Here is a 23,538-nt window from a genome sequence, read left to right on the forward strand (position 1 = left end):
GCAGGCTGATGCGCTCCATGGACTTCTCGCTCGCCCCTCCCCAGGGCCGGGCCGGCGCGATGATGGTCGTCGAGCGACGGTTCGATGGGGCTTCGGATGCGCGACGCGCCCGTGCCGCCCGGCGCGAACTGGCGGCTCACCTCGCCGACTCCCCCGGCTTCCTCTGGCAGAAGAGCTACCGACGATCTCCCGGCATCCTCGGGGTGGCCTCGTACTTCGTCGACCGCGACCAGCTCGACCACGCGCTCGTGACGGCGCCCACCCACCTCGAGCCCTGGCTGCGACTCGACGGCGAGCATCCCACCGGCCGCATCCTCGAGGCCGAGCCCCACGGCTACACCAATGGCGTGTGGCGCGCGGAGGACGGCCGCATGGGCCACATCGAGCGCTTCACCCCCACGTCGGTCGAGGCCGGCCGCGGAACCGAGCCGCCCCGGGTCGACGCGGCATCCACCGACCGGCCGAAGGGCCGCCCGACGAAGCCCACCAAACAGACGGAGCGCACCAGCCCTACCCGACCCATCGCCGACGCGCACGCCATGTTCGTGGGGGCCACCAAGTACACGGGGCCGACCGCGCTCATCGCCCTGTCGCGCATCTACTATCCGATGATCGCCCGCATGGTGACGATGCGCGGCTACGTGTGGTTCACGACGTACTACGAGTTCCCGTTCACGCTCGGCACGCTCGCGTTCTTCGAGCGCCGCGACGACCTACTGGCGTTCGCGCGCATGCCCGGCCACCGGCACCTCATGCAGTGGATCACCAAGGACACCCGCAACGGCACCGCCGGCTACATCCGGCTGCACACGGCGCCAGAGTCGACGGGCAGCGCGTCGACGGGCAGCGCGTCGACGGGCAGCGCGTCGACGGGCCAGGGCCCGGCGCCGGCACCGGATGCCACGGGGCCGGCCTCATGAGGATCGAGACGGTCTCCGACACGCGGGCTCTGCGAGAGTTCGTCGATCTGCCGAACAGGCTCTGGCCTCGCGAGCTCGCCGTGCCTCTGCTGGAGTCGACCATCCGCTCCTGGCATCGCGGCACGAGTCCGCACCCCGAACCGGTGCGCCTCGTTCTGGTGCACGACGACGATGGCCGGGTCGTGGGCCGCTCGACCGTGCACACCGACGCGCGCCTCGACGCGAAGTTCGGGGTGGCATCGCAGCTGTTCGGAGCCACGGACTTCGCGAGCGCGGAGGCGGCGTCGGCCCTGTTCGCGCACCTCGACGAGGTCGGTCGATCCGCCGGCAAGCAGCAGATTCTGGGTCCCGTCTCGCTTCTGCCCAACCAGTCTGCCGGCGTCATCACCTCGGGCTTCGCGGAGCGGGGCTTCGTCGACTCGGCCTGGAATCCTGACTGGGTGCCGGAGGTCTACGAGGCGGCGGGCTTCACCAGAACGCAGGAGGCGCAGACCTGGAGCGTCGAGGTCGGGGCCGTGCCCGTCGTGGAGCCGGATGCGCGGGAGTTCGCGGCCGCGGGCATCCGGCTCGAATACGGCGACAAGTCGAAGACCGAGACGCTGATCCCCGAGCTTCTCGGCGTGCTGAACGCCGCCTTCGAACAGCTGCCGTACTACACGCGCATCACCCCGGCCGAGATGGCGGCGGCCACCGACGGGCTCTCGTTCCTGCTCGACGAGCGGCTGCTGCTGCTCGCCCGCGACGACGCCACAGGCGAGGCCGCGGCCTTCATCCTGGTGCTCCCCGACATCTCGCCCTTCGTGCAGAAGGTGGGCGGACGCCTCACCGCGCTGCGCCAGCTCGAACTGCTTCTCACCCGCGGCCGATACCGCCGGGAGGCGATCCTGATCATCCAGGGCACCGAGCCCGCGCGACAGGGGCGCGGCATCCTGACTCTGCTCAGCCGGCAGCTGCAGGCGAACCTCGCTGTCGGCGGATACCAGCGACTGCGCACGACCACCGTCGGCCTCGAGAACCAGGGATCGGCCCGGCAGTTCTCGCGATTCGGCGGCACACCCCTGCACGGCTCGACCCTCTACCGGCGCCCGATCATAGAAGGATCCGCATGACAGACCCCACCCCGGCGACGCCCGAGCTGCTGCACGAGCTGGTGCTGCTGGCGAGCCGATCGCCCTCGCCGCACAACACCCAGCCGTGGTCGCCGCGCGTCGTCGACGGCGGCATCGAGGTGGCCATCGTGCCGTCTCGAACGCTTCCGGCGGGCGACCCCACCTTTCGCGACGTCATCATGTCGCTGGGGGCGTGGATCGAGAGCGTGTCCATCGGGGCGGCCGAGGCCGGCTACGCGATCGATGTCGAGGTGCTTCCGGCCCTGTCGCAGCTCGACTCGCTCCCGGTGCGCGGCCCCGCGGATGCCGACAGGCCGGTCTTTCGAGTGACGCCCACGCCGACGTCGCCCGACGCGGCTTCTTCGATGGCCGGAGCCTCGACCCCCGGCTCCTTCACCCCTGACGACGTGCGCGAGCGACGGGTCTACCGCGGCGCTCTCGTGGGCCGGCCAGACGTGTTCTCGAACCTCGACTCCCTGCAGCTGCCGCCCTGGCTCAGTGTGCGTTCGCTCGACGACCGCGCCATGAGGCAGCTCAGCACGCTGGGAATCGCCTTCACCGCCTCGCGCGCCACGATCGCGAACGAGCTGCTGCACTGGCTGCGTCTCGACCCGCGCCACCCGCGCTACGGCCTCGACGGCATGACCGACGAGATGCTCGTGATGCCCCGCCCGCTCGCCCGGATCGCCGCACCGTTCACGCGCACGGCCCGCCTCCGCGATCCCGTCGTCGCCCTCGCGGGCCCCGTCGCCCGCTTCCTCGAGGGACTCGGACGCGACGCCCCGCTGCCCACCGGCGTGCCCGACGAGCCGGGGGCGCCCACGCACCACGTGCTCGTGGCGAACTCGCGCGCGGCCGGCATCGACGACATCCTGAGCATCACCGAGGCGATGGACAGCCGCATCGGCGTGACCGAGCCGCACGCCCTCGAAGCCGGTCGCGTGCTACAGCGGCTGTGGCTGCACGCACATCGCCAGGGCGTGGCCATCTCCCCGCACTCCGAGCTCATCGACTCGCCGGCCGCCCACGGCGCGCTGCGCAAACGACTGGGGCTCTCGCGCAGCGACGTGGCCCTGTCCGTGTTCAGCGCGGGCGTCGCACAGGCCCGGCAGGTCCCCCGCTCGCCGCGGCTCACCGACTCGTCGGCGCAGTGAACGACGGCCCGGCCGCGCAGCCTGTGAGGATCCCGGCGCGGGTGCGCGCGTGGGGCTGGTTCATGGACCGCTTCGGCTCCATGCACATCGCCACCATGAGCCCGACAGACATCGAGCACAACCAGACGATGCGCAGCATTCCGGCACCGGTCAGACGGATGCTCTTCGGAGGGAGGGACGCACGGGTCGACGCGCGTGACCTCGCCATCCCCACCGCTGATGGGCCGCTCGGAGTGCGCGTGTACACGCCCAGAAGCGCGGGCGCCGTCTCCGGAGCCGGAGCTGGAGCTGGAGCGGGAGCCGCTGCCGGGTCCGGCCTGCCCATCGCGGTGTACTTCCACGGCGGCGGCTGGACCCTCTTCGGCGCCCTCGACGTCTGCGACTGGCTGCCGTCGCGGGTGGCGGCCGAGCTGGGCGCCGTGGTCGTGGCCGTCGACTATCGACTGGCCCCGAAGCATCCCTACCCCGCCGCCGTCGACGACTGCCTGGCCGCGGTGCGGTGGGCGTCCGAGCACGCCGGCGAGCTGGGCGCATCGCCGTCGCGGCTCGCCGTCTTCGGCGACAGCGCCGGCGGCAATCTCTCGGCCGTGGTCGCCCTGCTCGCTCGGGATGCGGGCGGCCCCGCCATCCGGGCCCAGGGCCTGATCTACCCGGTCACCGACACCATGCTCGACGACGCGTCGATGCGCGAGAACGCCCGCAAGCCGGTTCTGCATCGCGCAGACATGGATGCCTTCTTCCGCTACTACCTGGGCGCGTCGCGAGAGCACGGGGCCGACGACGACCCGTCGGTGGCGCCCATCCACGCGGCATCGCTGAGCGGACTTCCCGCCGCGCTCGTGCAGGTGTCGGCGCACGACGTGCTTCGCGACCAGGCGCTGGCCTACGCCGCGCGGCTCTCCGCCGAGGGAACGCCCGTCGAGGTGAAGACCTATGCCGAGGCGCCCCACGGCTGGGTGACCTACCCGGGCATCATGCGGGTGTCGCGCCGCGCGTCCGCCGACCTGGTCGACTTTCTGCGCCGCGCACTCGCCGCAGACTGACCCCGCGCCGCGCCCGACGCCACAACGGCCAAGACGGCAGAACGGACGGAGATATCGACCATCCGAGCTCCTATGACGCTCGGACACCCGAAATCTCCGCCCGACGGGACGGTCGATGCACTCCAGGTCGCGTCGGATAGCAGGCATGCGAGTTGTCGAGGCAGAACGGGAGGAGATTCGCGCATCCGACCCGAATAGGCCATCGGATGCACGTATTTCCTCCCGTTTTGTCGGCGATGTCGCCGCCAAGCCCGTAGGACGGCATTGTCGGGCGGAGATTTCGCCTATCCAAGCTCCTATGACGCTCGGACAAGCGGAATCTCCGCCCGACAGGCCTAGGCCCGCGCCTCCACCCCGTACTCCTCGAGCTCGCCGTCGGTCAGCAGCCTGGAGCGGATCATAAAGCGCTTTCCCTCCGGAGCCTCGACCGAGAATCCGCTACCCCGCCCATCGACGAGGTCGACCGTGAGGTGCGTGTACTTCCAGTACTCGTACTGACTGGCCGACATGTAGAACTCGATCGGGGCGAGGCCGTCGATCTCGAGCGTCTGCAGGAGCACGTCGGAGCCCCCGGTGCGGAACATGCCCACGGGGTAGCACATCGGCGAAGACCCGTCGCAGCATCCGCCCGACTGATGGAACATCAGCGGCCCGTACTGTTCGGCGAGGTGCCGCAGCATGTCGGCTGCGGCACCCGTCACCTCGACCCGGGGACTCACGACACGATCCGAACCGGCAGCGGCATTAGAAGAACCCCTGCGGTGAATTCGCGTAGCTCACCAGCAGGTTCTTCGTCTGCTGGTAGTGGTCGAGCATCATGCGGTGGTTCTCGCGCCCGATGCCCGACTGCTTGTAGCCGCCGAACGCCGCGTGGGCCGGGTACTGGTGGTACGTGTTCGACCACACACGCCCGGCCTGGATGGCACGGCCCGCGCGATACAGCTGGGTTCCGCTGCGGCTCCAGACCCCGGCGCCGAGGCCGTAGAGCGTGTCGTTCGCGATCTCGATGGCCTCGTCGTAGCCGTTGAACTTGGTGAGCGCCAACACCGGCCCGAAGATCTCCTCCTGGAAGATACGCATCGAGTTAGTGCCCTCGAACACGGTCGGCTGCACGTAGTAGCCACCCGAGAGTTCGCCGCCGAGATCGCTGCGCTCGCCGCCGATCAGCAGCTTCGCGCCCTCCTGCTTGCCGATGTCCATGTAGCTGAGGATCTTCTCGAGCTGGTCGTTCGACGCCTGCGCGCCGATCATCGTGTCGGTGTCGAGCGGGTTGCCCTGCTTGACCAGCTTGACCCTTTCAAGGGCGTCGCCGACGAAGCCGTCGTAGATCGAGGCATCCACCAGCGCCCGCGACGGGCACGTGCAGACCTCGCCCTGGTTCAGCGCGAAGAACGTGAAGCCCTCGAGCGCCGAATCGTAGAACGAGTCCTGCTCGTCGGCCACGTCGGCGAAGAACACGTTGGGGCTCTTGCCTCCGAGTTCGAGCGTCACGGGGATCAGGTTCTCGCTGGCGTACTGCATGATCAGTCGGCCAGTGGTCGTCTCGCCCGTGAACGCGATCTTACGGATGCGCGGGTGCGACGCGAGCGGGGCACCCGCCTCGATGCCGAAGCCGTTGACGATGTTGAGCACACCAGCGGGCAGCAGGTCCTTGATGAGGTCGAGCCAGACATGGATCGACGCGGGAGTCTGCTCGGCCGGCTTGAGCACGATGCAGTTTCCTGCCGCGAGCGCGGGGGCGAGTTTCCACACGGCCATGAGGATCGGGAAGTTCCACGGGATGATCTGCCCCACCACGCCCAGAGGTTCGTGGAAGTGATACGCCACGGTGTCGTTGTTGAGCTCGGAGATGCCGCCCTCCTGCGCGCGGATGGCACCGGCGAAGTAGCGGAAGTGGTCGATGGCCAGAGGGATGTCGGCGTTCAGCGTCTCGCGTACCGGCTTGCCGTTCTCCCACGTCTCGGCCACGGCGAGCAGCTCGAGGTTCTCCTCCATGCGGTCGGCGATCTTGTTCAGGATCACGGCGCGCTCGGCCACCGAGGTCTTGCCCCAGGCGTCGAACGCCTTCCAGCCGGCGTCGACCGCCCGGTCGATGTCCTCGGCCGTGCCGCGGGCGATCTCGGTGAAGTTCTGACCGGTGACGGGCGTGGGGTTCTCGAAGTACTGGCCCTTGGCGGGAGCCACGTACTCACCCCCGATGAAATGGTCGTAGCGCGGCTTGTAGGTGAAGACGGCCCCGTCTGTTCCGGGGTTCGCGTAGACAGTCATGCGTGTGTGCCTTTCGACGTCGTTGTCGGATGCCTGTGGTTCAGACTCCTTCGACGCTACGCTTCGCGACGTTGCAGGCCGTTGCACGGCGGCCGGATGCGACGGCGAGCGCGTTCAGGCCTCGAGCGACTCGAGGTGGGCCACGATGCCGGCCCGCCTCGGGGAGCGCGGGGGCAGCAGACGCAGCAGGGCGCTCCACACCTCGCCGTCGTCCACCGCGTCTGCCGTCTGCGCGTACTCGAGCAGCACGTCGACGGACGCGTCGGTGAGCACGGCCTCCCTCAGGCGCGCTCGCACCTCCGCACGGATGTGCTCGATGCCCGGGGCCGACGATCCGGGCAGCACCGCGCCCGTGGCCGTGGCGAGAGCGACGCGATGCGCCCCTCGATCGAGCAGCGCCAGAACGTGTTGCGCATCCAGTTCGAGCGGATTCGTGAGTCGGTAGGGCCGCGACTCCAGCCCGAGATCGACGTGCGCTCGCTCGAGCGCCTTGCGCAGCCGCACCATCTCGGCCCTCAGGGTCACGGGCGACTCGCCCTCGTTGTAGAGCAGCGACGCGAGCTGCTCAGCCGAGAGGCCCTGCCTGTGCCAGGCCAGCAGCGCGAGCAGTTCCGTGTGCCGCGCCGACAGCTCCACCCGACCGGCGGGCGACGTGAGCTCACCCGTGTCGCGGCCCAGCACGCGCAGCAACGGCCTCGCCGGAGGAGCGACGGGGCGCGGCGGCCGGCGGCGCACCCCGATGCGGTCGTGCTGGGCTCGAAGCCTCTGCACCATCAGCTCGGACTCCACGGCCGCCGCCGTCGCCTCCATCAACGGAAGCGTATGCGGGTCGACCGCCTGCCGCCCGCCGGTGATGTCGATGACCCCCAGGATGCGCCGGGTCTCGGGGTCGTGCACGGGCACGGCGGTGCAGCTCCACTCGTGCGCGAGCCGGTTGAAGTGCTCGCCCCCCGAGATCTGCACGGCGTGATCGAGTTCAAGCGCGGTGCCCGGCGCCGATGTGCCCACGCGGCTCTCCGCCCAGCCCGCTCCCTCGACGAACAGCATGCCCTCGGCCCGACGCCTCAGCGCGCGGTCGCCGTCGACCCACAGGAGGCGACCCATCGCATCCCCCACGGCCACGAGCATGCCCGAGTCGTCGTCGGCGTCGCGCACGAGCAGGCGGCGGATGACGGGCAGCACCGAGGCGAGCGGATGCGCCAGCCGGTAGTCGACGAGTTCGTCTTCGGCGACCTCGAGGGCGGCGAGCAGCAGCTCGGGATCGAGGTGCCGCTCGAGGGCGCGATTCCAGGAGGCCCTGACCAGGGGTCGGGGAGCTGCCGGCGCGGCCTGGGGCTGCGCGAGCCAGGGGCTCGTCATAGGGTGCCAATCAACGCTGATCGAACGGGGAATGCGGGCCGGACCACGAGCATCCGGACGTACTGTCGAGGATACCCGTTTCGGGTGCCTACGCGGCGTCGAACGACGACTCGGAGACGGTCTTCAGGTCTTCGCCGAAGGTGAAGCTCGCGTGCACGGTCTCACCGTCGAGCACCTGGGGCAGCCAGTACTTCGCGTCGTCCCACATGCCGTCGAGCGGCAGCTCGGTCACGTCGTACCAGTCGGGCACGAGCTCGTCCGACTCCGCCGGCGTACCGCTGAACGCATCGACGACGAAGACCGTCGAGTCCTGGCTCCAGTTCTCGCGAAAAGGGAAGGCGTAGCGGATGAAGCCCACCTCGCTCACCGCGGTCGGCTCGACGATCAGGCTCGACTCCTCCTCGATCTCGCGCACGATGGCCTGCAGGGCCGTCTCACCGGGTTCGATCTTGCCGCCGAGGCCCACGATGTTGCCGAGCCCGAGGCCCGTCTTCTTGCGGCCGAGCAGCACCTGGCGCACACCCTGCTCTGAGCGCCGGGTGATGAAGCAGACGCAGACCTGGTACGGAGACATTGCAGCAGGCTACCCGCCGCAGATGTTCGGCATGTTACGTGGTGAGGTGCTTCAGCATGCGCGTGTTGCCGAGCGTGTTCGGCTTGACGCGGGCGAGGTCGAGGAACTCGGCGACGCCCTCATCGGGAGAGCGCACCAGTTCGGAGTACACATCGGGATCGACGAGGCCGAGCGGCGAGGCGATGAAGCCGTTGCGCTCGAAGAAGCCCACCTCGAAGGTGAGGCAGAACAGCCGGGTGAGGCCCAGCCGTCGCGCCTCTCCCTCGACGGCCTCGAGAAGGGCGTGACCCACGCCCTTGCCGAGCCAGGCGTCGGCCACGGCCAGAGTGCGCACCTCACCGAGGTCGTCCCAGAACACGTGCAGTGCGCCGCAGCCGATGCGATTGCCCTCATCGTCGATGGCGATGTAGAACTCCTGCACCGCTTCGTAGAACACGACGAGGTCTTTGCCCAGGAGGATTCGTCGCTGAACGAGGGGCTCCACGAGCTCCTTGATCCACGGCACATCACTCGTCTGCGCGCGCCGCACCGTGTAGGTGGGGGCAGGCTTCGTCACTTCGGGCATCGAACCAGCCTATTGCCACTTCGGCCCTGCGGCGTGCACAGCGCGCCCTCGCCGACTCTTCTCGTCGGCGCGCACGGGCGTCGACGTGATCAGGCCTTGGACTCGCGCGCGAGGAGACGACCGAGGAGTTCGAGCTCTCGAGGCGTGACGCGTCGCTCGACATGCGACGCCCGACGGTCGCCCAGCTTTCTGATGATCTTCTTCATGCCCAGCCTTCTGCTGATCCGTCGCGCTGTACCCGCGTGCCGACCGGGCTGTATGCCCTCACCTGAAGAGACACGCACCGGTGCAGATCATGACGCGGGTTCGCGTACCGATCCGTCGCCGGTCACGACTCGGTGTGCACGGTGGGATCGGGAAAACGAGTCTCGATCGTGAGCTTCTCGCCCCGACGAATGCGTGCCCAGACGATGAAGCCCACGATCGTGAAGGCTCCGTAGAACACGTACATGAACGCCGAGGCGTAGTACCCGGCAGACACGAGCAGTGGAACGCCGACGAGGTCGACGGCCACCCAGATCAGCCAGAACTCGACCCAGCCCTTGGCCATGCCGTAGGTCGCGAGCAGCGAGCCCACGAAGATCCATGCGTCGGCCCAGACGGGCTCGTACGACCCGAGCAGTTGGAACACAGGCGTCACGATCGCCGTGCCGCCGACCAAGGCCACCACAAGCCAGATCCTGTTCTTCCACCCGGCCCACTGCGGGCTCACCGCTGCTCCGCCGTCGTGCTTCGCCTGCTGCCAGCGCACCCAGCCGTAGATCGACACGACGATGAACATCACCTGCCGACCGGCCTGGCCGAGGAGGTTCACCGGATTGGGGGTGCCGAACACGGCGCCGAGGAAGACGGTGAAGAGAAGGGCGTTGCCCACGATGCCGACCGGCCATGCCCAGACCTTGCGTCGCATCCCGCCCAGCGCGCTGAGCAGCCCGAACACGTTGCCGAGAACCTCACGCCACAGGATCGTCTGGTCGCCGATGTGCAGCTGTGCGTTGAACAGCCAGTTCAGAACATCCACGGTGCGCCTTCTCTCTCAGACCGGTGGGCCACAGCGACACAACGCCAGAGGCATGCGCGCCATTCCCTCTCGGCGCCCCTCACGCTCAGCCACGCCGCGGCTTTCGCCGCCACGCGCGGAAGCCCTTCGGATGGCAGACCGAATCGGCGGGAAACTCGAGGGCGCTGACAGGTTCGCCCGCATCCAGCAGCAGGCCGACGCTCGCGAAGCCGGCCATGCAGTGCTCGACGGCGTCGACGACGTCGCTGTGGGTCTCGAGGCCGCTGACAGCCGAGACGGTGAGCCAGGTCTCGGGATGGTCTGCGTCGGCCTGCTCCGACGGAATCACCTGGGCGACGGCGAAACCGTGCACGACCAGCGCCCTGGCCCGGGGCGGGAGAATCAACCGTGCAGCGTCGGCCAGGATCGAGCCGCTGAGCCAGAACTCACGGGCCGCCGAGCCGATCTCCAGCTCGATGGTCGACTCGTCGATGGCGGTCGCGGGGTGGAACCCTCGGCCGACGAACACTCCGGCCACCGTACTGAGAATCTCCGCGGGATGCCCGCGAACCAGGATCCGGCGAGCGGGGTAGTAGCGCAACTGCACAGAGCTCGGCATGCGCCCAGTGTAGGGACTCATCGGGCTGTGTCTTAAACGTGGAATGCCGCGTTCCGATGCCCGTGGGGGCATCGGAACGCGGCATTCGCGTTCGCTGCAGTTATCTCTTAGAGAGCGTCGGTCGGGCCCGTGGATGCGGCCGCGGCCGCCGAGGAGGCCGCGATCTCGCCGGCGGGCGCCAGCTCGTCGTCGACACCGGGGCGACGGCTCGTGGTGAACACGAACTCGGTGCCGATGAAGTCGACGTGCACGTGGTCGCCCGCGTTGAGCTCGCCGTGCAGGATGCGCTCGGAGAGGCGGTCTTCGACCTCGTTCTGGATCGCGCGACGCAGCGGTCGTGCTCCCAGCGTGGGATCGAAGCCGACCTCGATGAGGCGCTCCTTGGCCGACTGCGTGAGCTCGATCGACAGGTCGCGGTCGAGCAGGCGGTCGCGCAGGCGCTTGATGAACAGATCGACGATCTGCAGCAGCTCGCCCTTCGACAGCTGCGGGAACACGATGGTGTCGTCGACGCGGTTGAGGAACTCGGGCTTGAAGTGACGCTTGAGCTCCTCGTTCACCTTCGCCTTCATGCGCTCGTAGGTGGTCTCGACGTTGCTGTCGCTCTGGAAGCCGATCGGAGCGCCAGAGATGCCCTTCGTTCCGAGGTTCGTGGTCATGATGATGACCGTGTTCTTGAAGTCGACGACACGACCCTGGCCATCGGTCAGGCGCCCCTCTTCAAGAATCTGGAGGAGCGAGTTGAAGATGTCGGGGTGAGCCTTTTCGATCTCGTCGAACAGCACCACGCTGAACGGCTTGCGGCGCACCTTCTCGGTGAGCTGCCCGCCCTCTTCGAAGCCGACGAATCCGGGAGGAGCACCGAACAGTCGCGACACCGTGTGCTTCTCGCCGTACTCCGACATGTCGAGGGAGATCAGGGCGTCTTCGTCGTCGAACAGGAACTCGGCGAGCGCCTTGGCGAGCTCGGTCTTACCGACACCGGTGGGGCCGGCGAAGATGAACGAGCCCGAGGGGCGCTTCGGGTCTTTCAGACCGGCACGGGTGCGGCGGATCGTGCGGGAGAGGGCCTCGATGGCCTGCTCCTGACCGATGACGCGCTGGTGCAGGGCGCGCTCCATGAAGACGAGCCGCGAGGACTCCTCTTCGGTGAGCTTGAAAACGGGGATGCCGGTGGCCTGGGCGAGCACCTCGGCGATCAGGCCCTCGTCGACGATTCCGGATGTCTTGACGTCGCCCGACTTCCACTGCTTCTCGAGGCGCAGGCGCTCGCCGAGGAGGTTCTTCTCCTCGTCGCGCAGGCTGGCCGCCTTCTCGAAGTCCTGGTCTTCGATCGCGGCCTCTTTCTGGCCGCGGACCCCGGCGATGCGCTCGTCGAACTCGCGCAGCTCCGGCGGGGCCGACAGGATCGACAGGCGCAGGCGGGCGCCGGCCTCGTCGATCAGGTCGATCGCCTTGTCGGGCAGGAAGCGGTCGGCGACGTAGCGGTCGGCCAGGTTGGCCGCCGAGACGATGGCGCCGTCGGTGATCGAGACCTTGTGGAAGGCCTCGTACTTGTCGCGCAGGCCCTTCAGGATGTTGATCGTGTGAGCCAGCGAAGGCTCGGCCACCTGAATGGGCTGGAAGCGGCGCTCGAGAGCCGCATCCTTTTCGAAGTGCTTGCGGTACTCGTCGAGCGTGGTCGCACCGATGGTCTGCAGCTCGCCTCGGGCGAGCAGCGGCTTCAGGATCGACGCGGCGTCGATGGCGCCCTCTGCGGCACCCGCACCCACCAGGGTGTGGATCTCGTCGATGAAGACGATGATGTCGCCGCGCGTGCGGATCTCTTTGGTGACCTTCTTCAGGCGCTCCTCGAAGTCACCGCGGTAGCGGCTTCCGGCGATGAGCGAGCCGAGGTCGAGCGAGTAGAGCTGCTTGTCTTTCAGCGTCTCGGGAACATCGCCCTTGACGATCGCCTGGGCGAGGCCCTCGACGACGGCCGTCTTGCCGACGCCGGGCTCTCCGATGAGAACCGGGTTGTTCTTGGAGCGGCGGGACAGGATCTGCATGACCCGCTCGATCTCCTTCTCGCGCCCGATCACGGGGTCGAGCTTGCTGTCGCGCGCGGCCTGGGTGAGGTTGCGACCGAACTGGTCGAGAACCTGCGAACCCTTGTCGGGAGTGGCGTCGTTTCCGCCAACGGCGACCTGCTCCTTGCCCTGGTAGCCAGAGAGGAGCTGGATGACCTGCTGGCGCACCCGGTTGAGGTCTGCGCCGAGCTTCACGAGAACCTGGGCTGCGACGCCCTCGCCCTCGCGGATGAGCCCGAGCAGGATGTGCTCGGTGCCGATGTAGTTGTGGCCGAGCTGCAGGGCCTCGCGCAGCGAGAGCTCGAGCACCTTCTTGGCACGCGGGGTGAACGGGATGTGGCCGGTGGGCTGCTGCTGGCCCTGGCCGATGATGTCTTGAACCTGCTCGCGAACCGCATCGAGCGAGATATTGAGCGACTCGAGTGCCTTAGCGGCGACGCCCTCTCCCTCGTGGATGAGTCCGAGCAGGATGTGCTCGGTGCCGATGTAGTTGTGGTTGAGCATCTTGGCCTCTTCTTGGGCCAAAACGACGACGCGGCGAGCTCGGTCGGTAAATCTCTCAAACATGTCTGTCTCCTTGAACGCCAGGGCAGGGATGGCGCTCGATGTACTGATGCTAATCAGCGTCGGACGCGAATACTGCTCTGTTCGCCCTAGGCGTGACTGGGCACCGCCTCGTGCCCGGTCGGGCCGGAGACCGCACCGTGCGGGAGTGAAACACGCTCGCCACGACTGCGCAACCGCCCCCGGCCGACTCGCACGGCCGACCTAGCCTTGAGACATGACTGATCAGTACACACTCCAGGACCCCACGAAGATGTTCGCCGACATCGACACGAAAGCGCAGTACCAGGAGGGCGCCGGTCTCGACGCGAACCTCGACGACACGGCCGACCGCGGCGAGAAGAGCTACCGGGGCACCGGTCGCCTCACCGGCCGCAAGGCCCTCATCACGGGAGGCGACTCCGGCATCGGAGCCGCCGTCGCGATCGCCTATGCCCGCGAGGGCGCCGACGTGGCCATCTCCTACCTGCCCGAGGAGGAGACCGACGCGAAGCGCGTCGTCGAGCTGATCGAGGCCGAGGGCCGCACAGCTGTTGCCATCCCCGGCGACATCGTCGACTCCGCGTTCTGCCGCGACCTCGTGGCTCAGGCCGTCGACGGCCTGGGCGGTCTCGACATCCTCGTGAACAACGCGGGCAAGCAGCAGTTCCGCGAGTCCCTCGACGAGATCTCCGACGAGCAGTTCGACGAGACGTTCAAGACCAACGTCTACGCGATGTTCTGGATCACCAAGGCCGCCCTCCCCCACCTCGGTGCCGGATCGACCATCATCAACACCTCGTCGATCCAGGGCTATTCGCCCAGCGAGATGCTGGTCGACTACGCCACCACCAAGGCTTCGATCAACGCGTTCTCGAAGGCGCTGGCCCAGCAGCTCGCACCCAAGGGCATCCGCGTCAACGTCGTGGCGCCCGGGCCGATCTGGACTCCCCTGCAGACCGCGGGTGGCCAGCCGCCCGAGAAGCTGCCCGACGTCGGCGAGCAGACCCCGCTCGGCCGCTGGGGACAGCCCGCCGAGCTCGCTCCGGCGTATGTCTTCCTGGCCTCGCCCGAGTCGAGCTACGTCATTGGCGAGACGCTCAACGTGAACGGCGGCATGCCCACGCCGTAACGGCAGGCCCTTCGACGGGCTCAGGGAACGACGCGACAGGCCCAGGGAACGATCCGTTCCCTGGGCCTGCTCCGTTCGTCAGGCGTAGCTCACCGCGACCATCCCCGTGCCGGCCGCGATCTTCAGCACCCCGTCTATCGCCCAGAACGCACGAAACGGAACCTTCTTACTGCGCAGCCCGATCAACGCGTTCGCCATGCACACGAGGCCGAGGGCGCCGCAGATCGGGCCGTGGCTGGCGGTCAGCACCAGGAAGTGCGCGCCCACGACGAACAGCATCCACATCCAGAACTCTCGGGAGTCCCGATCGGGATTCTTCTCGACCACCACATTGACGAGATACCCCTCGGCGAGGAACGCGACGCCGAGGACGGCCCACTGCCACCACTCGGGGTAACCGATGCCGTCGAAGATGACCTTGGTCGCGCCGCCCACGCCCATCACCACGACACCCAACGCGGCGCCCGCAATGAGCGACACGATGCGGAAGCGCCGTGAGCCCAGGCTGCCGACCAGGATGCCGAGCCCGACGGCGACGAGAAAGGCCCCGCCTCCGCGCATCAGCGGAAAAAGCTCTGGGCTGTTCGCCAGGAAGTCCATGCTCCATGCTGACAGGGCGGCGCATCCGGCACCAGCGGTCGATACGGGCGCATCGAGGCATAGGATTCCTGCTGTGAGCAACCTCGAGAAGCATCCGGATGAGCTCCTCATCGGAGACGACGAGGAACTCCTCGGTGCCGAACCGCGACGCGTCACCATCCTGGCTCCCCGCGAGGTCCCCCTCGGTGGCCCTCGCGCGATGACCGTGCACCGAACGCTGCCGAGCAGAGAGCGCAGCATGATCGGGGCCTGGTGCTTCGTCGACCACTACGGTCCCACCGATGTGCGCACGGGCGCGGGCATGGTCGTGCCGCCGCATCCGCACACCGGCCTGCAGACCGTGAGCTGGCTCTTCGACGGCGAGATCGAGCACCGCGACAGCGTGGGCAGCCATGCCTTCATCCGGCCTTCGGAGCTTCATCTCATGACGGCCGGGCGCGGCATCAGCCATTCCGAGGTGTCGACCGAGAACACCACTCTTCTGCACGGCGTGCAGCTCTGGCTCGCCCTCCCCGACGCGTCCCGACACGTCGCGCCCTTCTTCGAGAGCCACGACGCCGTCGTCACCGACCTCGACGGAGCCCGCATCGCCGTGTTCTTCGGCACCGTGGCCGGCGTCACCGCTCAGGCCACGACCTTCTCCCGCATCGTCGCGGCACAGCTCGACATTCCGCGGCACACCCGCATCACGCTTCCGATCGATCCGCTCGACGAGCACGGAGTCCTTGTCGACACCGGCTCCGTCACCATCGACGGCACGCACGTCGCCCGAACCGAGCTCGCCTTCGTCGAGACCGGCGCATCCGGTCTGACCATCGAGACGGGCGACGACGACGCGCGACTCGTTCTGATCGGCGGCGAGCCGTTCGGCGAGCAGATCGTCATGTGGTGGAACTTCGTGGGGCGCACCCACGAGGAGATCGTGGAGTACCGCACCGCCTGGCAGGCCGAGGCTATCGGCCAGGGCGAACCGGATGCGCAGAGCCCGCGCTTCACCAGCACGCACGGCGACCACGGCGACCGTGATGGTCACCGCTACACCGGCTCGCCCCTGCCCGCGCCCGAACTGCCGACGGTGCGGCTGCTGCCCCGACGCCGCTGAGCTACTGCCGGGCGCTCTACTGCAGGGCGCTCGTGAGGCGGGCCAGGTTGTCGAGGATCGTCGATCGCAGCGGCTGCGTCAGCCAGTCGTCGAGGGTGAGCTCGCGGCTGAGCTTGCGGTAGCCGTCTTCGATGGCGCGCATCTCGGTCACGAACGATCGGCCGCGCACCATCAGCGAGACCTCCATGTTGAGGCTGAACGAGCGCATGTCCATGTTGCTCGAGCCGATCACGGCCACATCGTCGTCGATCGTGAAGTGCTTGGCGTGCAAAATGTACGGGGCCCGGTACATGTAGATGCGCACGCCCGCCCGCAGCAGCGCCTCGTAGTACGAGCGCTGGGCGTGGTAGACCAGACCCTGGTCGCCGATCTCCGACACGAACAGCTCGACCTCGACGCCGCGCTGCGTGGCGGTGGTGATGGCGTAGAGCATCGCCTCGTCGGGCACGAAGTACGGGCTGGTCACGATGATGCGGGTCTGCGCGTAGTAGAGAAGCGCGAGGAAGAGCCTGAGGTTGTTCTCGCCCTCGAAGCCCGGGCCCGACGGGACGACCTGGCAGTCGAGCGAGTCGGGAGCCTCCTCGATGACGTCGGGGGTGATCGGGTCGGTCTCGCGCATCAGCAGCTCGTTGGTCTCGCTGTACCAGTCGGTGATGAAGATGGCGTTGAGGCCGGCGACGATCGGGCCGTCGAGTCGCGTCATGAGGTCTTGCCACTTGAGGCCGCGACGGATGTTGCCGCGCTTGTTGTAGCTGCGGTCGATCATGTTCTGCGACCCCATGTACCCGATCTTGCCGTCGATGATGAGGAGCTTGCGGTGATTGCGCAGGTCGGGCCGCTGGTACTTGCCGCGCAGGGGCTGCACGGGCAGCATGAACGACCACTGCACCCCGAGGTCGGTGAGTTTTCTCGTCGTCCTGCGGTGGTGCGGCGACCTGATGGATGCGATGTGGTCGAGCAGCACGCGCACGGTCACGCCGCGCTTGACCGCGGCTCCCAGGGCGTCGAAGAACGCCTCCGAGGCCGTGTCGTACGACATGATGTAGAACTCGACGTGCACGTAGCGACGGGCCTTGCCCACGTCGGCCGCCATGGCCGCGATCGACGCGGCGTAGTCGCCGATGAGACTGGCGTTGTTGCCGCCGACGAGGGGCATCGCGCCGAGGTTGCGATTGAGTTCGACCACGGACTCGAGCCACGGCGGCCACGCGTGGTTCTTGGTGACCAGGTCGATGCCCTCGGTCGTCTCGAGGATGAACTGGTTGATCGCCTGCTGCTTGTCACGCCTCTTCTTGGGCAGTTTGTAGCTGCCGATGAGCAGAAAGGTGAGAACGCCGATGTAAGGCAAGAAGAAGATGGCCATGAGCCAGGCCACCGCGGTGGCCGGGCGTCGGTTGCGGGGCACGACGATGATGGCCGTGACGCGCACGAGAAAATCGATGAGCACGCCGAAGATCAGAACCCAGCCCACCGCACTGATTCCGAACACCCGGGCTCCCCTCGACTACTGCCCCGACGACAACCGTAGCGTGTCGGAGAGAGGGTGAGGGTTCGTCAGAACCGTCGGTGGGACGAGCGGTTCAGGAGCGTGGCGAACCGGCGCCCGCGGGCGCGTCCTGCGCCGCGGCGAGCTTGGCGCGCTCTTCGGCCTCGATCTTCGAGAAGGCACGGCGCTCGTGCTTGTCGGCGCGGAGGATCACGAACATCACGAGCCAGAAGACGAGCCCGACGAGCACTGTGGGGGCGAGGGCGCCCAGCCCGGCGAGAATGTCATCCATGATCGCCGAGTTTAGCAGCCGTGGCCGTGCAGGGGCCCGGGCGCTGATCCGTCAGCCGACTCAGCCGCCCTTGGTGATGATGCCGTAGACCCCGGTGCCGATCAGATAGAGCGCGACGCCGCCGACCACGATCCACACCAGCAGGCGGGAGTTGCTGACCTCGCCCGGCTTTTTCTTCTTGTCGTCGTCGAGGGGATTCTTGTTGCCGCCGAAGAAGCTCATGGTGCCGACCCTACTTGACCAGCGGGAAGAGGATGGTCTCGCGGATGCCGAGACCGGTGAGAGCCATGAGCAGCCGGTCGATGCCCATGCCCAGGCCGCCGGACGGCGGCATGCCGAACTCGAGGGCACGCAGGAACTCCTCGTCGAGGCGCATCGCCTCGACGTCGCCGGCCGCCCCCTGCTTCGCCTGCGCAACGAAGCGCTCCCTCTGAATGACGGGGTCGACGAGCTCGGAGTAGGCGGTGGCCAACTCGAAGCCGTTGATGTAGAGGTCCCATTTCTCGACAACTCCGGGGATCGAGCGGTGCGCGCGGGTGAGCGGGCTGGTCTCGAGCGGGAAGTCCATGACGAACGTGGGGCTCGTGAGCCCGCCCTTCACGAAGTGCTCCCACAGCTCCTCGACGAGCTTGCCGTGGTTCGGCAGGTGCACCTCGACGCCCTCGCGGTCGGCGAGCGCCTGAAGTTCGTCGACGGGCGTCTCAGGTGAGATGGCGATTCCGGCCGCATCCGACAACGACCCGTACATGCTGATGCGGTCCCACTGCCCACCGAGGTCGAACTCGGTGCCGTCGGCCCAGGTCACGACGTGCGAGCCTGCCACCGCGAGCGCGGCGTTCTGGATCAGGGTCTGGGTGAGGTCGGCCATGGTGTTGTAGTCGCCGTAGGCCTCGTACGACTCGAGCATGGCGAACTCGGGCGAGTGCGTGGAGTCCGCGCCCTCGTTGCGGAAGTTGCGGTTGATCTCGAAGACGCGATCGATGCCGCCGACGACGGCGCGCTTGAGGAACAGCTCGGGCGCGATGCGCAGGAACAGCTCGGTGTCGAACGCGTTGCTGTGGGTGGCGAAGGGCCGGGCGGACGCGCCGCCGTGCATGGTCTGCAGCATCGGGGTCTCGACCTCGATGTAGTCGCGCTCGGCGAACGTCTGCCGCAACGAGGCCACGGCCTTGGCCCGCGTGCGCACGACCTGTCGGGCCTGGTCGCGCACGATCAGGTCGAGGTAGCGGCTGCGCACCCGCGTCTCCTCGCTGAGCTCGGAGTGCAGGTTGGGCAGCGGCAGCAGGGCCTTCGACGCGATCTGCCAGTCGGCGACCATGATCGACAGCTCTCCGCGTCGCGACGAGATGACCTCGCCCGACACGAAGACGTGGTCGCCGAGGTCGACGAGTTCCTTCCACTCGGCGAGCGACTCCTCGCCCACCTGGGCGAGCGACACCATGGCCTGGATTCGACTGCCGTCGCCCGACTGGAGCGAGGCGAAGCAGAGCTTGCCGGTGTTGCGGGCGAACACGATGCGGCCTGCGACGCCGACGATGTCGCCGGTCGTGTCGTCGGCCACGAGGTCGCCGTACTTCTCGCGCAGGGCGGGGATCGTCGTGGTGACGGGAACGGTGACGGGGTAGGCCTCGGCACCGGATGCGATCAGTCGGTCGCGCTTGGCCAAGCGCACGAGCTTCTGTTCCGCGACCTCGGCCCGCTGTTCGTCATCGGTCAGCTGGCTGTGGGTGGGTGCGTCACTCATGCGGGCGAATCTCTCCTCGTGTCGCCTCAGAGTTTACCCAACGACCGCGTCGCATCCGCCCCTCATCGGCGCAACCGCTGCCGGTTGTCCGTGCGCGGATGGACCGGATGGGAGCGGATAGCTCGACGCTCAGCCCAAGTAGATGGTCTCGTTGTCGATCAGTCGCGTCGTGCCCACGCGGGCCGCGACGAGCACGATCGACCGTCCGCGGAAGTCGTCGTCGACGGGCAGGAACGTTGCCGGGTCGACGACGGCCAGGTAGTCGACCTGCACGAGCGGCTCGCCCATCGCCACCGACTGCGCCGCAGCGATGACCGTGTCGATACCCCGGTCTGCGGCGGATTCGGCGGCCTCGAGCATGTGCGAGAGAACGAGGGATGCGCGGCGCTCCTTCTCGTCGAGGAAGCGGTTGCGGCTCGACAGCGCGAGGCCGTCGTCTTCGCGAACAGTCTCGACGACCTCGATCGCCGTGGCGAAGTCGAGGTCGGCGATCATGCGGCCCACGAGGAACGCCTGCTGCGCATCCTTGCGACCGAAGAATACGGTGTCGGGCGACACGATGTTGAGCAGCTTCGCCACCACGGTGAGCACGCCGTCGAAGTGACCGGCGCGGCTTCTGCCCTCGAACGTCGCCCCGGAACGGCCCGCCGTGACCGTGGTCTGCGTCGGACCCTTCGGGTACATCTCGTCGACCGAGGGCGCGAAGACGATGGTGGCGCTGTCGCTCGGGCGAGCGACCGAGTCGAGAATGGCGATGTCGGAGTCGAGGTCGCGCGGGTAGCGCTGCAGGTCCTCGGAGGCCGAGAACTGGGTGGGGTTCACAAAGACGGAGACCACGACGATGTGTCCCCGTTCGCGCGCACTCGCCACGAGGGCCAGATGCCCATCGTGGAGCGCGCCCATCGTGGGAACGAGCGAGACCTTCGGCTCGGAGATTCCCGCGGCGACAAGGGCGGCCCTCGACTCGCTGATCAGGGCTCGAACGCCCGCGATCGAATCGGCTACTTCGGTCACCGGGACTCCTTACTCAAGACGACGGGCGCAGGTTCCGCTCGCCGCCACCCTTGATGCTAGTGCCTCGCCGCGGCCTCGATGCCCGACCTGAAGACCTCAGCCGCCGATGGAGTCGAACGGCGCCGCCGCGTCGTCGCCACGGGCACGGTGAAGAGCATTCTCGACCGCCGACCTCACGAGAGGCCCCAGCACGAGCCCGGGAGCGGGGACGCCAATCGACGACAGCAGCCCCGTGGCCTGGTCGACGATGGCGCTCGAGAACGACGTGGCCGTCTCGATGGCCTCGGCATAGGCCGCGCGATCCTTCTCGGCGACGACGACCGGCTCGCCGCCCATCTCGACGACCAGGGCCTGCCCGATCGGAAGCACGGGTGCGGGCGCGGTGACCGCGAACCAGGTGCCGACGAGCCGGGCGATGTCGACGCTCGAACCGGTGAACTGCATCGCCGGGTGCACGGCCAGAGGAATGGCACCCTGGGCCAGGGCGGGAGCGAGCACGCTCACGCCGACGCCGGGAGCCGTATGCATCACGAGCTGCCCCGCCTGCCAGGTGCGAGTCACCGCGAGGCCCTGCACGAGCCCGGCGAGCTCCGATTCGGGAACGGCGAGGATGACGAGCTCGCTGCGTTCGATGAGCTGCGGGATCTCGAGGATCGGCACCCCGGGAAGCATCGCGTCGGCGCGTTCGCGGCTCTCCTCGGAGATCGCAGCGACTCCCACGAGGGCGTGCCCGGCGCCGGCCAGCGCCGCTCCGAGCACCGGTCCGACGCGTCCGGCACCGATGATGCCGATACCGAGGCGTCCACTTCGTTCTGCGGGGTTCATCGATCGCTCTCCGGTCGTGGTGGCTGGGGCTCGGCGGGCAGCGCGATGCGCTGCGATCCGTCTTCGAGTGCGCCCGCGGCCGTCGCCGCGCGGCTGATGGCGTCGAACGCAAAGAGCGACCCTGCCCGGTCGAGCACCGACAGCGACGCGGACACGGGCCCGGCGACCGTGTCGAGCGTCAGCGTGCAGAGATCGAGGGCGCGCGCCAGAGGGCCCTGGTCGAGATGCAGGCTCTGGATGCGTGCCGCCGGCACGGCGACGAGTTGTCGCCACACGAGACCCTTGCGCAGCAGAACGGTGTCGCCCGCGAGGGCGTAGCCGGTGCGACGCCACGAGAACGGGCGCAGCCATCGTGCGCGCCGGGGGGCCGGAACGAAGTCGACCGCGAATCCGGGCGTCGGCCCCGAGGAGACCATTCCGGCCAGGATGAGGTGCCGGGTGTCGGCACTCGCCAGCCCCGGCAGCAGCAGGCCGAGCACCTTGTCGACGTCGCCGCGCGTGCCCACCGGGAGCATGGTCGTGGCGGGCTGGCTGCCCGAGCCGCTCGACGCGTGTCCGGCCCTGTTGATGCGGATGGCCCACCAGTCGAAGGGGCGCCAGAGCAACGGCTGGTAGACCTCGATCGCGTGGATGCGCCCGGGCGGAAGCGTGTCGTTCGACGTCGTGAGCAGCCCGTAGCCGACGCGCACCCCGTCGGGAGTCGCCGCGATCGAGAACCGCAGCGAGCGCGTGACCTTGCGCACGTAGTACCCGGCGCCACCGATGAAGGCGGGAACGAAGAGGAAGAGGAATCCGAGCTCGCGGCCGGTCGCCGTCACGACGATCAGGACGACGGCGACGAGCAGCACGAACAGCGTGGCGCCGCTGGCGAGCAGCGAACCGGCGAGCCTCAGGGGCGAGATGCGCACCACCGACTCCGGCGGAGCCTCCTGGGGGTCGAGCTCGGGAGCCAGCAGTTCCGTGACCCGCCGGCCGATGAGCGAATCCGGCCCCGCGGCATCCGGCGACCCGGCGGCACCGCCCGCCCTCGTACCCGGCGCGACGCCCTCTTCTGCCCTGCGAGCCGACGCGAGCATCAGGATGTCGTGGCGCAGCCGATCGACGTCGCTGCCCTTGAGGTAGGCGAGCTGCACCTTCGCGTCCTGCCCGGCGACGCTCAGCTCGAGCCGGGCGGCACCGAAGAGTCGAGCGATGAACGGCCGCGTGATGGCGATGCCCTGGATGCGATCGAGGCGGGCCTGTCGGTGGGTGCGGAAGAGGATGCCACTGCGCACCTCGACCGCCTCGTCGTTGATGCGATACGTGTGCATGCGCCACGACAGGAAGAACGCCACGACGCCGAGCAGCAGGGCGCCGAGCACGATCGCGATCGCCCAGCCGAGGTGCCCGCGCAGGTAGAGCTCCTCGATCAGGTCGCCGCCGTCCGGACCGCCCACGAACGCCTCGATGAGACGCTCCCGCACGTTCGCGAGGATGAAGCCGATCACCGCGATGAGGGCGATTCCCCCTTTGAGCAGAGGCGTCGCCGGGTGGAGCCGCAGCCACTCTCCGCCGCCGGGCAGCGGCGGAGCGACGGGCTCGGTCACAGCCCCGCCCGCCGCGTTTCGGCGAGGGAGACGAGAGTGTCGCGGAGGGCGTCGGCGTCGCTGTCGACGAGCCCGGGGATCGTGACGCCGGTCGCCGCCGCCGCGGTGACGAACCGCAGTTCGGCGAGTCCGAGGAACCGGGCCACCGGGCCGCGGTTGATGTCGATCAGCTGCATGCGTCCGTAGGGAACCGAGACGACGCGGTGGAACATGATGCCGCGCCGGAAGAGGAGATCGTCGTCGCGAAGCTGGTAGCCGATCGAGCGCACGCGACGCGGCGCGACAGCGAACATCACGAGGGTGGTCACGACGGCCGCGCCGACGAGGATCCAGCCGAGGGGCTGGGCGAACCACCGCGTCAGCGAGAAGACGAGCGTCGCGCCGATCGCGACGAGCCCGAACAGCGCCACACCGACGAGTTCGACGCCGATGTACTTGCGGCTCACGCGACGCCAGTCGCCGCCGACCTCGACCCGCTTCGAGCCGACCCGTTCGGGGTCGAGGGGAACGGCGTCGTTCGAGTGGTCGGACATG

At 68.3% G+C, this 23,538-nt stretch carries 23 protein-coding genes; 6 read left to right on the forward strand and 17 right to left on the reverse strand.

Going from position 1 to position 23,538, the window contains the following annotated elements:
- Positions 1–17 precede the first annotated feature (17 nt).
- From ASF06_RS06745 to ASF06_RS06760, 4 genes are read left to right on the forward strand one after another with little or no spacing between them, the layout of a single operon-like run.
- Entirely contained in the window at positions 18–920 is a 903-nt protein-coding gene (locus tag ASF06_RS06745) for a hypothetical protein (RefSeq protein ID WP_055944890.1), read from the forward strand.
- Complete coding sequence (locus tag ASF06_RS06750) at positions 917–2,029, forward strand: hypothetical protein (protein ID WP_055944892.1); 1,113 nt, start codon at positions 917–919, stop codon at positions 2,027–2,029. Before ASF06_RS06745 ends, ASF06_RS06750 begins: the two co-directional genes overlap by 4 nt.
- Complete coding sequence (locus ASF06_RS06755; protein WP_055944895.1) at positions 2,026–3,183, forward strand: hypothetical protein; 1,158 nt, start codon at positions 2,026–2,028, stop codon at positions 3,181–3,183. Before ASF06_RS06750 ends, ASF06_RS06755 begins: the two co-directional genes overlap by 4 nt.
- On the forward strand, positions 3,180–4,226 hold the full coding sequence (locus tag ASF06_RS06760; RefSeq protein ID WP_055944898.1) for an alpha/beta hydrolase: 1,047 nt from the start codon (positions 3,180–3,182) through the stop codon (positions 4,224–4,226). Before ASF06_RS06755 ends, ASF06_RS06760 begins: the two co-directional genes overlap by 4 nt.
- Before the next feature lie 335 nt (positions 4,227–4,561).
- On the opposite strand, the gene ASF06_RS06765 is transcribed toward ASF06_RS06760, so the two are convergent.
- From ASF06_RS06765 to ASF06_RS06800, 8 genes are all read right to left on the reverse strand, one after another.
- Positions 4,562–4,906 carry a DUF779 domain-containing protein gene (locus ASF06_RS06765; protein WP_055944901.1) on the reverse strand — a complete coding sequence of 115 codons (345 nt, stop codon included), beginning with the start codon at positions 4,904–4,906 and terminating at the stop codon, positions 4,562–4,564.
- 64 nt (positions 4,907–4,970) lie between these two features.
- Complete coding sequence (gene exaC, locus ASF06_RS06770; protein WP_055944904.1) at positions 4,971–6,494, reverse strand: acetaldehyde dehydrogenase ExaC; 1,524 nt, start codon at positions 6,492–6,494, stop codon at positions 4,971–4,973.
- Between the two features lie 114 nt (positions 6,495–6,608).
- Positions 6,609–7,853 (reverse strand): helix-turn-helix domain-containing protein, encoded by a 1,245-nt coding sequence (locus ASF06_RS06775; protein ID WP_055944907.1) that lies wholly within the window; start codon positions 7,851–7,853, stop codon positions 6,609–6,611.
- Positions 7,854–7,941: 88 nt separating this feature from the next.
- The gene (locus ASF06_RS06780) at positions 7,942–8,427 is read right to left on the reverse strand and encodes an 8-oxo-dGTP diphosphatase (RefSeq protein ID WP_055944910.1); all 486 of its coding nucleotides are present in this window, start codon (positions 8,425–8,427) and stop codon (positions 7,942–7,944) included.
- A gap of 34 nt (positions 8,428–8,461) precedes the next feature.
- Positions 8,462–8,992, reverse strand: coding sequence for an amino-acid N-acetyltransferase (locus tag ASF06_RS06785; RefSeq protein WP_055944913.1), 531 nt, complete (start codon positions 8,990–8,992; stop codon positions 8,462–8,464).
- A 328-nt stretch (positions 8,993–9,320) separates the two neighbouring features.
- Positions 9,321–10,013 carry a nicotinamide riboside transporter PnuC gene (gene pnuC / locus ASF06_RS06790; RefSeq protein ID WP_055944916.1) on the reverse strand — a complete coding sequence of 231 codons (693 nt, stop codon included), beginning with the start codon at positions 10,011–10,013 and terminating at the stop codon, positions 9,321–9,323.
- Positions 10,014–10,098: 85 nt separating this feature from the next.
- Positions 10,099–10,611 (reverse strand): hypothetical protein, encoded by a 513-nt coding sequence (locus ASF06_RS06795; protein WP_055944918.1) that lies wholly within the window; start codon positions 10,609–10,611, stop codon positions 10,099–10,101.
- 107 nt (positions 10,612–10,718) lie between these two features.
- The gene (locus tag ASF06_RS06800; RefSeq protein WP_055926908.1) at positions 10,719–13,247 is read right to left on the reverse strand and encodes an ATP-dependent Clp protease ATP-binding subunit; all 2,529 of its coding nucleotides are present in this window, start codon (positions 13,245–13,247) and stop codon (positions 10,719–10,721) included.
- 214 nt (positions 13,248–13,461) lie between these two features.
- Here ASF06_RS06800 and ASF06_RS06805 point away from each other — a divergent pair, with 214 nt between their 5' ends.
- The gene (locus ASF06_RS06805) at positions 13,462–14,355 is read left to right on the forward strand and encodes a glucose 1-dehydrogenase (protein ID WP_055944922.1); all 894 of its coding nucleotides are present in this window, start codon (positions 13,462–13,464) and stop codon (positions 14,353–14,355) included.
- A 78-nt stretch (positions 14,356–14,433) separates the two neighbouring features.
- Here the strand turns inward: ASF06_RS06805 and ASF06_RS06810 are convergent, their stop codons facing one another.
- The gene (locus tag ASF06_RS06810) at positions 14,434–14,955 is read right to left on the reverse strand and encodes a DUF6609 family protein (RefSeq protein ID WP_055944925.1); all 522 of its coding nucleotides are present in this window, start codon (positions 14,953–14,955) and stop codon (positions 14,434–14,436) included.
- Between the two features lie 73 nt (positions 14,956–15,028).
- Between ASF06_RS06810 and ASF06_RS06815 the strand changes: the two genes are divergently transcribed.
- Complete coding sequence (locus tag ASF06_RS06815) at positions 15,029–16,057, forward strand: pirin family protein (protein ID WP_055944933.1); 1,029 nt, start codon at positions 15,029–15,031, stop codon at positions 16,055–16,057.
- Positions 16,058–16,073: 16 nt separating this feature from the next.
- Here the strand turns inward: ASF06_RS06815 and cls are convergent, their stop codons facing one another.
- The 8 genes from cls to ASF06_RS06850 form a co-directional block, all read right to left on the reverse strand.
- Positions 16,074–17,537 carry a cardiolipin synthase gene (cls, locus tag ASF06_RS06820; protein ID WP_055928114.1) on the reverse strand — a complete coding sequence of 488 codons (1,464 nt, stop codon included), beginning with the start codon at positions 17,535–17,537 and terminating at the stop codon, positions 16,074–16,076.
- Positions 17,538–17,637: 100 nt separating this feature from the next.
- A complete protein-coding gene (locus tag ASF06_RS06825; RefSeq protein WP_055926899.1) occupies positions 17,638–17,835 on the reverse strand; it encodes a hypothetical protein in 198 nt (65 codons plus the stop codon).
- Between the two features lie 60 nt (positions 17,836–17,895).
- The gene (locus ASF06_RS19825; protein WP_200920329.1) at positions 17,896–18,057 is read right to left on the reverse strand and encodes a hypothetical protein; all 162 of its coding nucleotides are present in this window, start codon (positions 18,055–18,057) and stop codon (positions 17,896–17,898) included.
- 10 nt (positions 18,058–18,067) lie between these two features.
- Positions 18,068–19,579, reverse strand: a complete 1,512-nt coding sequence (gene lysS, locus ASF06_RS06830) for a lysine--tRNA ligase (RefSeq protein ID WP_055944947.1) — start codon at positions 19,577–19,579, stop codon at positions 18,068–18,070.
- Between the two features lie 129 nt (positions 19,580–19,708).
- Complete coding sequence (gene panC / locus ASF06_RS06835) at positions 19,709–20,593, reverse strand: pantoate--beta-alanine ligase (RefSeq protein ID WP_055944957.1); 885 nt, start codon at positions 20,591–20,593, stop codon at positions 19,709–19,711.
- Positions 20,594–20,689: 96 nt separating this feature from the next.
- Positions 20,690–21,418: a Rossmann-like and DUF2520 domain-containing protein gene (locus ASF06_RS06840; RefSeq protein WP_055944962.1), complete on the reverse strand. Its 729-nt coding sequence runs from the start codon at positions 21,416–21,418 to the stop codon at positions 20,690–20,692.
- On the reverse strand, positions 21,415–23,004 hold the full coding sequence (locus ASF06_RS06845) for a PH domain-containing protein (protein WP_055944966.1): 1,590 nt from the start codon (positions 23,002–23,004) through the stop codon (positions 21,415–21,417). The genes ASF06_RS06840 and ASF06_RS06845 overlap by 4 nt, the downstream gene beginning before the upstream one ends.
- Positions 23,001–23,537 carry a PH domain-containing protein gene (locus ASF06_RS06850; RefSeq protein WP_055944974.1) on the reverse strand — a complete coding sequence of 179 codons (537 nt, stop codon included), beginning with the start codon at positions 23,535–23,537 and terminating at the stop codon, positions 23,001–23,003. The genes ASF06_RS06845 and ASF06_RS06850 overlap by 4 nt, the downstream gene beginning before the upstream one ends.
- Position 23,538: the final 1 nt, after the last annotated feature.

Origin of the sequence: Agreia sp. Leaf244, assembly GCF_001422695.1 — a bacterium.
Taxonomy (GTDB): domain Bacteria; phylum Actinomycetota; class Actinomycetes; order Actinomycetales; family Microbacteriaceae; genus Agreia.

Bases quoted from the DNA above. Each gene is read 5' to 3' on its own strand.
- ASF06_RS06745 (WP_055944890.1), top strand. From the start codon at position 18: ATGGACTTCTCGCTCGCCCCTCCCCAGGGCCGGGCCGGCGCGATGATG.
- ASF06_RS06750 (WP_055944892.1), top strand. From the start codon at position 917: ATGAGGATCGAGACGGTCTCCGACACGCGGGCTCTGCGAGAGTTCGTC.
- ASF06_RS06755 (WP_055944895.1), top strand. From the start codon at position 2,026: ATGACAGACCCCACCCCGGCGACGCCCGAGCTGCTGCACGAGCTGGTG.
- ASF06_RS06765 (WP_055944901.1), bottom strand. From the start codon at position 4,906: ATGCTGCGGCACCTCGCCGAACAGTACGGGCCGCTGATGTTCCATCAG.
- exaC (WP_055944904.1), bottom strand. From the start codon at position 6,494: ATGACTGTCTACGCGAACCCCGGAACAGACGGGGCCGTCTTCACCTAC.
- ASF06_RS06775 (WP_055944907.1), bottom strand. From the start codon at position 7,853: ATGACGAGCCCCTGGCTCGCGCAGCCCCAGGCCGCGCCGGCAGCTCCC.
- ASF06_RS06780 (WP_055944910.1), bottom strand. From the start codon at position 8,427: ATGTCTCCGTACCAGGTCTGCGTCTGCTTCATCACCCGGCGCTCAGAG.
- ASF06_RS06785 (WP_055944913.1), bottom strand. From the start codon at position 8,992: ATGCCCGAAGTGACGAAGCCTGCCCCCACCTACACGGTGCGGCGCGCG.
- ASF06_RS06795 (WP_055944918.1), bottom strand. From the start codon at position 10,611: ATGCCGAGCTCTGTGCAGTTGCGCTACTACCCCGCTCGCCGGATCCTG.
- ASF06_RS06800 (WP_055926908.1), bottom strand. From the start codon at position 13,247: ATGTTTGAGAGATTTACCGACCGAGCTCGCCGCGTCGTCGTTTTGGCC.
- ASF06_RS06805 (WP_055944922.1), top strand. From the start codon at position 13,462: ATGACTGATCAGTACACACTCCAGGACCCCACGAAGATGTTCGCCGAC.
- ASF06_RS06810 (WP_055944925.1), bottom strand. From the start codon at position 14,955: ATGGACTTCCTGGCGAACAGCCCAGAGCTTTTTCCGCTGATGCGCGGA.
- ASF06_RS06825 (WP_055926899.1), bottom strand. From the start codon at position 17,835: ATGGATGACATTCTCGCCGGGCTGGGCGCCCTCGCCCCCACAGTGCTC.
- ASF06_RS19825 (WP_200920329.1), bottom strand. From the start codon at position 18,057: ATGAGCTTCTTCGGCGGCAACAAGAATCCCCTCGACGACGACAAGAAG.
- lysS (WP_055944947.1), bottom strand. From the start codon at position 19,579: ATGAGTGACGCACCCACCCACAGCCAGCTGACCGATGACGAACAGCGG.
- ASF06_RS06840 (WP_055944962.1), bottom strand. From the start codon at position 21,418: ATGAACCCCGCAGAACGAAGTGGACGCCTCGGTATCGGCATCATCGGT.
- ASF06_RS06850 (WP_055944974.1), bottom strand. From the start codon at position 23,537: ATGTCCGACCACTCGAACGACGCCGTTCCCCTCGACCCCGAACGGGTC.